Below are 6,581 nucleotides of genomic sequence, written 5' to 3' on the forward strand. Positions count from 1 at the left end.
GTGCACCGTCCTCGGATACGTTGGCAGTCGTGTCGATGATGAAGGGCGCCAACGTCGCTGTTCCACTGGCCGCGGTTCGCGTCGAATTGGGATGGCGATCCGGGCCCGGCGTTCCCGACGCCGACGCGTCAGCGCTGCTGCTGGCCGGCGGTAAGGTCCGCTCCGACAACGATTTCGTGTTCTACAACCAGCCCGCGCACCCGTCGGGTGCGGTGCGGCACGAGGGGAAACAGCAGGGAGCGCAGGTCATCGATTTGCTTGCTGTGCAGTTGGATCGCGTCGAACCCCAGATCGACACCATCGTCATCGCCGCCTCCGCCGACGGCGGCACCTTCGCCCAATTCCACGGCTTGTACGTGCGCCTGCTCGACCCCGCGAACGGCACCGAGATCGCGCGCTTCGACAGCACCGGCGCCACTACCGAAACCGCTTACGTGCTCGGCGAGTTGTACCGCAGACAGGGCGGGTGGAAGTTCCGCGCGGTCGGGCAGGGCTACGACACCGGGCTGTCCGGTCTCGCCACCGATTTCGGTATCTCGGTCGACGACGAACCGGCACCTGCGCCCGCACAGCAGCCCGCCGCGATCAACATGACCAAGATGTCGCTGACCAAAGAGGAGCCCTCGGTCTCGCTCACCAAACGCGGCGCCACCGGCGGCACCATGCGGGTGAACCTGAACTGGTCCAGCGCGGGTCGCGGCTTCCTCGGCAAACGTGGCCCGACCGTCGACCTCGATCTGTGCTGTCTGTGGGAGCTGACCAACGGGAGCAAGGGTCTCGTGCACGCGGTCGGCAGCTTCGGCTCGCTCGACAGCCCGCCGTACGTCCGGCTCGACAAGGACGATCGCACCGGTGACGAAGCGACCGGCGAGAACCTCGATATCAACCTCGACCACGTCAGCGAGTTCCGCCGCCTGCTGGTCTACGCGAACATCTACGAAGGCGCGCCCGACCTGCGCGGCGTCCGCGCCACCGCGACCCTCTACCCCGTCGGCTCGCCGCCCATCGAAATGGAAGTCGACGGGTGCACCGACAATTCCCGCGCCATCGTGCTGGCCCTGATCGAGAACGTCGGCGGCGAACTGGTGGTCCGCCGCGAGGGCCGGTTCATCCCGCCGCCCGCCGAGCCGCCCCGCTGGGTGAACAAGGCGGTCGACCAGGCCTACGGATGGGGGTTGGAGTGGGTTCCGGCCAAGGGGAAAGCCTGAGCGGGTTCAGCGCGTGGTGGTCAACTCGCAGGTCTGCGGAGATCAGCGGAGGTCTCGGAAGAACTCACGGATATCGGCGGTGAGCAGCACCGGCTCCTCGAGGGCCGCGAAATGACCGCCGCGGTCGACGTCGATCCAGCGGGTGATCGTGTCGGCCGTGCCCGCGTACTTGCGGATCGCCACATCATGGGCGAATACGATCACCCCGGTGGGCACGCCCGAGTTCTGCTTCTCGACGCCCCACGGCGCGTCCTGCGCGTATCCGACGTAGGCCGCCGAACCCGCCGTGCCGGTGAGCCAGTACAGCATCACGTTGGTCAGCAGCCGGTCCTGGTCGATGATCTGGTCCGGGTCCACCGTGCGGGGATGGGTCCATTCGCGGAATTTGTCCATGATCCAAGCCAATTGGCCGACCGGTGAGTCGACCAGGCCGTAGGCGAGGGTCTGCGGGCGGGTGGACTGGATCGAGATGTAGCCGAATTCTTCCTGCATGAATGCCTCGGTTCGGCGTACTCGGTCGCGTTCCAGGTCGGTCAGCGTCGCCAGTTCTTCCTCCGCCAGTGGCAGCGGCAGGAAGTCGCCCACACCGCCGTTGACGTGCACGCCTGCCACGCGCTGCGGTGCCACGCGACCCACCTCCGGGCTCACCGCTGCGCCGATATCGCCACCCTGCACGCCGAAGCGCTCATACCCGAGCCGCGACATCAATTCCGCCCAGGCCGTCGCGATCCGCTCGACCGTCCAGCCGGCCTCGGTGACCGGGCCGGAGAACCCGAATCCGGGCAGCGACGGGATGACCACATGGAACGCGTCGGCCGGGTCGCCGCCGTGGGCGCGGGGGTCGGTGAGCGGGCCGATGAGGTCGAGGAATTCGACGATGGAACCCGGCCAGCCGTGGGTGAGGATCAGCGGCAACGCGTCCGGTTCGGGTGAGCGGACGTGCAGGAAATGGATCAGCTGCCCATCGATCTCGGTGGTGAACTGCGGGAACTCGTTGAGCCCGCGTTCGGCGGCACGCCAGTCGTAGTCGTTCCGCCAGTAGGCGACCAGTTCGCGCAGCCAGCCCGTGGGGACGCCGGTGTCCCAGTCGTCGCCGGGCAGGGGCGCGGGCCAGCGGGTTACGTCGAGCCTGCGATGCAGGTCGTCCAGGTCGCTCTGCGGGATGTCGATGCGGAAGGGGGTGATGGTCATGAGAACTACCGTAGAAACCAGTTAGGGCAACTTCGGCCCTAACCGTGCGGCAGACTGAAAATATGTGGGAAACCTCGGCGCGACTGCTGCGGCTGCTGTCGCTGTTGCAGGCGCATCGCGAATGGACCGGCGCCGACCTGGCCGCCGAACTCGGCATCGATATCCGCACCGTACGCCGCGATATAGACAAGCTGCGCAATCTCGGATATCCGGTCGAAGCGGCCCGCGGTGTCGCCGGCTACCGGCTCGGCGCCGGCACCCATCTTCCGCCGCTGTTGCTCGATGACGACGAGGCCGTCGCGGTCGCGATCGGCCTGCGCACCGCCGCCGGCGGCACCATCTCCGGCATCGAAGACAGCTCCCTGCGAGCACTGACCAAGCTGGAGCAGATGCTGCCCTCCAGATTGCGTCATCGGGTGCGCACCCTGCTCGCCGCGACGGTGAGTGTCGGTGCGGGCGGCCCCACGGTCGATCCCGACATCCTCACCACCATCGCCGGCGCCATCCGCGACAAACTTCGCCTCCGCTTCGACTACCAAAGCCACGATGGCGCAACAACTCTGCGCGACACCGAACCCCACCGTCTCGCCCACACGGGCCGCCGCTGGTACCTCATCGCGTGGGATGTCGACCGTGCTGACTGGCGCACCTTCCGCGTCGACCGCCTGCACCCTCGCACTCCCACCGGCCCCCGTTTCACTCCCCGCGAGGCCCCCGACCCCGACCTGGCCGGCTACGTCTCCGACCAGGTTTCCGTTGCGCCCTACCGCCATTCCGCCCGGGTGACCATCGGCGTCCCCGCCGAGACCGCAGCCGACCGCATCCCACCCACCATCGGCGTCCTCGAACCGATCGACTCCGAATCCTGCACCCTGCGCACCGGTTCCAACTCCCTCGACGAACTGGCGATCTACCTGGCCCTGTTCGACCTCCCAATCCGCATCCACGAACCACCCGAACTGATCGCCCGCGTCCGCGAACTCACCGCACGGTTGCGCGCGGCTATCGAGTGAGGACCGTTCCTCGCCAAGGCCGTCGCCGCACCTTTCGTGTCTTCCAACCTGTGCGAGGTGCTCCCGTGGTACGAACTGGATCAGGCCGTGGTCACCGGCGTGTTCTGACCGGTGCGAATCCGCCACTCGTCATTCCGGCACTCGACGGTCAGGATGATGACACCATGCATCGGATCGTCTGCCGGTCCACCATGATCGCAGGTCCGCTGCCGCGCCACGATCTGCACGACGGTCGCCGCGAGCCGAACCGTCCCCTCATGCCGATACCTGACGCTGACCCCATGCAACGGCCCACCCGGAGCTAACACGAAGCGCTGCTTGGCCAGCAACTCGTCCCGATCGGTACACGCTGCGCATCGACCGAACCGAGGGCGGGCAGTCACGAATCATGCTCTGGCGCAGCGCGGTCCGAAAGACCGTCGAGGATTACCTCGAGGCCGGCGTTGAATTCGTCTTCGGGCGGGACGGATCGGGCGTCGGTGGCCGTCTGCGCCAAAAAGGGGAACTCGTCGGACGGGAGGGTGGCCATGGCGGCGGTGCCTGGGCCGGAGAGGGCGGCGTAGTGCTCGTTTTGCAGGAAGCCGAGTAGGTAGGCGATGAGGGTGCGTTGGGCGACGACGCGGTCGAGGCCGGTGAGGCCGCCGGCGGTGAGGGCCGAGAGCATGGCCTCGATCAGGCCGAGGGCGGCGCGGGCGGCGTGGCGGTGGCGCAGGATCAGCGGGACGGTGTCGGGGTGTTCGGCGGCGGCGAGGCGGGTGCGGTCGAGCAGTAGGCGGATGCGGTCGCGCCAGGTCAGCTGGGGCGGGAGGGTGAGGTCGACGGCGGTGAAGACGCGTTCGACCACGAGGACCTCGAGGGCGGTGCGGTCGGCGACGTAGCGGTAGAGGGCCATGGTCGCCATGCCGAGTTCCTTGGCGACCGCGCGCATGGTGAGGGCGTCGATGCCATCGCGGTCGATCACGGCGAGGGCGGCGCCGGACAGATCGTCGGTGGTCAGGGAACGGGGGCGGGGCACGGATTGACAGCGTACGTGATACGCGCATACTGGACGTAGGCGTACTTTGTACACTTAAGGAGTTCCGATGCCGTTCCCCTCCACCGTCGCCGGCCGGCGGCTCGTCACCATCGGCGGCGCGCCGGTGCCGATTCCCGATCCCGATTGCCTGATCCATCTGCAATTCCGCAGGTTCGCGGGCTGCCCGGTGTGCAGTCTGCATCTGCGGTCGATCGCGAATCGGCTGGACGAGATCTCCGCGGCGAATGTCCGCGAGGTCGTCGTCTTCCATTCCAGTGCCGACGAGCTGCGGAAATACACCGCCGACCTGCCGATGGCCGTGATCGCCGACCCCGATCGCCGCCTCTACCGCGAGTTCGGCGTCGAGTCGGCACCGCGCGCCCTGCTCGATCCGCGTGCCTGGCCCACCATCGTGCGCGGGGTCGTCAGCGAGCTACGGGCGTTGCGCCGGCCCGGGCACGTGGCACCGCCGGTCCTTCCTGAAGGCGGGCGCCTCGGCCTGCCTGCAGATTTCCTCATCGCTCCCGACGGCCGCGTGGTGGCGAGCAAACTCGGCCGGCATGCCGACGATCAGTGGTCGGTCGACGAACTGCTGGCGCATGCGGCTTCACACCTGCTGTCCCCGAAGGAGATTCACTCATGATGACCATCGACCTGTACGTATCCGACCCCACCCTGACCGGCGAGCGCGGCCAAGCCCTCGCCGCGCACGTGCTGCACACGATCACCGCCGCCGATGCCGCACCGGACGCGGTGATGGCGCGTGCCCGCGAATTCACCCACGTCCTCGTGCACCACCCCGCCGCCTGGGCCACCGGTGGGCCGAGCCTGTCCGGCGCACCGCGCTACCTGGCCCGCGTCACCGTCCCCGGATCATGGGCGGGTCCAGGATTCGGCGACGGCATCTTCCCCCTGATCACCGACGCCATCGCCGAATTCGAAGGCGACCAGCAGCGGCTGCGCACCGACCCGCATTGCGTGGTGCAGATCCTCGGCGTGCGCGAACACAACCTCGGCACCACCGGCCGCACCACCACCGCCACCGAACTCACCAAAATGATGACCGCCGACTACGACAGCGACGCCGACACCCGCGACATCCCCGACGGCTACGGCGTCGACCCCGTCTGCGGCATGACCCTGGAAATCGCCACCGCCGAATTCACCCTCACCCACAACGGCGAGACCCGGGTCTTCTGTGCCCCGGTCTGCCGCAAGGTCTTCGCCGAGGAACACACCCTCACATAAGCGTGCCGGCTTGGCAGCTGATCACCGACTCCGCTCCGCCGCAGAGACCAGGAACGGCGCGGAGTCGGCGATCCACGCGATCGCCTCGTGCCACCGATGCGTGCTCATCCGCCTCCTTCAAGGCAAGAGGGCGGCCGGGTCGATCGTGACGTCGAACGGGCTCCGCAAGGTGACCTTCTCCCCTGCCGGCACCCGATGCGTTTGTTCGTAGGTGTTATCGCTGCCGAGGACGTGGGCGAAGAGGACCGGCAATTCCTCCCCTGGCAACCGGCCCTTGAATGAGTTGATCTCGAATCGCCAGTATGCCGGGATCCGAGCTTCCGCGTACAAGACCGGCTTCACCATGCGATCTTGGAGCGTGGTCGAGTCTGAGACAACTTCCACGGCCAACTGAATCTGTTCGACTGGAATTCCACGCGCGTCCCACGGGATCGGCCCGGTTGCGATGATGACATCGGGGATGGGCTCGTCGGCCATGATCAGCACCCCGACTCCTTCGAGTACCACAAACTTTGACGGCGCCGCGTCGTCCAGAACACGCACCAGCCGTTGTATCAGCATTTGATGCCGGGGCTTGGGTACAGCATTGACGACGAGCAGGCCGTTGAGTACCTCGTAGCGCAACCCGTTCTCCGGAAGGCCGTCGAGATCGGCAGCAGTCCAACGGCCGGCACCCGCAGCAGGTTTGAGCATGGGACGCACCTCCTACCCACCGCGAATGCAGCTGTCCGTGATCGGCCGTCGGCCGGTCGAGCCTTCGACACCATAGCGCCGCTTCGGCCACAAGCTAACCCGGTGAGCAGTCACCGGACTCGGCGCTCGGGTCCCACTAGGACCACTGTGACCGTGCCGGGCAGAACCGGTGTGAGGCCACGATAATCGCCTCACACCGGCTCGGACCCGCGA

8 protein-coding genes are annotated in these 6,581 nt (G+C 67.3%); 4 read left to right on the top strand and 4 right to left on the bottom strand.

The window, feature by feature from the left end; all coding sequences use genetic code 11:
* The first annotated feature begins 35 nt into the window (after positions 1-35).
* On the top strand, positions 36-1,208 hold the full coding sequence (locus tag NOCYR_RS23930) for a TerD family protein (protein WP_014352996.1): 1,173 nt from the start codon (positions 36-38) through the stop codon (positions 1,206-1,208).
* Between the two features lie 42 nt (positions 1,209-1,250).
* Here the strand turns inward: NOCYR_RS23930 and NOCYR_RS23935 are convergent, their stop codons facing one another.
* Positions 1,251-2,399, bottom strand: a complete 1,149-nt coding sequence (locus NOCYR_RS23935; RefSeq protein WP_014352997.1) for an epoxide hydrolase family protein — start codon at positions 2,397-2,399, stop codon at positions 1,251-1,253.
* Between the two features lie 62 nt (positions 2,400-2,461).
* On the opposite strand from NOCYR_RS23935, the gene NOCYR_RS23940 reads away from it, so the two are divergent.
* Positions 2,462-3,412, top strand: a complete 951-nt coding sequence (locus tag NOCYR_RS23940; RefSeq protein WP_014352998.1) for a helix-turn-helix transcriptional regulator — start codon at positions 2,462-2,464, stop codon at positions 3,410-3,412.
* An 80-nt stretch (positions 3,413-3,492) separates the two neighbouring features.
* Here the strand turns inward: NOCYR_RS23940 and NOCYR_RS29825 are convergent, their stop codons facing one another.
* Positions 3,493-3,639, bottom strand: coding sequence for a hypothetical protein (locus NOCYR_RS29825; RefSeq protein WP_158430203.1), 147 nt, complete (start codon positions 3,637-3,639; stop codon positions 3,493-3,495).
* Between the two features lie 152 nt (positions 3,640-3,791).
* Positions 3,792-4,427 (bottom strand): TetR/AcrR family transcriptional regulator, encoded by a 636-nt coding sequence (locus NOCYR_RS23945; RefSeq protein WP_014352999.1) that lies wholly within the window; start codon positions 4,425-4,427, stop codon positions 3,792-3,794.
* Positions 4,428-4,494: 67 nt separating this feature from the next.
* Between NOCYR_RS23945 and NOCYR_RS23950 the strand changes: the two genes are divergently transcribed.
* Together NOCYR_RS23950 and NOCYR_RS23955 are read left to right on the top strand one after the other, a co-directional pair.
* Positions 4,495-5,070 carry a peroxiredoxin-like family protein gene (locus NOCYR_RS23950; protein ID WP_014353000.1) on the top strand — a complete coding sequence of 192 codons (576 nt, stop codon included), beginning with the start codon at positions 4,495-4,497 and terminating at the stop codon, positions 5,068-5,070.
* Complete coding sequence (locus tag NOCYR_RS23955) at positions 5,067-5,675, top strand: YHS domain-containing protein (RefSeq protein WP_014353001.1); 609 nt, start codon at positions 5,067-5,069, stop codon at positions 5,673-5,675. The genes NOCYR_RS23950 and NOCYR_RS23955 overlap by 4 nt, the downstream gene beginning before the upstream one ends.
* Before the next feature lie 117 nt (positions 5,676-5,792).
* On the opposite strand, the gene NOCYR_RS23960 is transcribed toward NOCYR_RS23955, so the two are convergent.
* Positions 5,793-6,368 carry a Uma2 family endonuclease gene (locus tag NOCYR_RS23960; RefSeq protein WP_014353002.1) on the bottom strand — a complete coding sequence of 192 codons (576 nt, stop codon included), beginning with the start codon at positions 6,366-6,368 and terminating at the stop codon, positions 5,793-5,795.
* Positions 6,369-6,581: the final 213 nt, after the last annotated feature.

Origin of the sequence: Nocardia cyriacigeorgica GUH-2, assembly GCF_000284035.1 — a bacterium.
GTDB classification, from domain to species: Bacteria; Actinomycetota; Actinomycetes; order Mycobacteriales; family Mycobacteriaceae; genus Nocardia; species Nocardia cyriacigeorgica_B.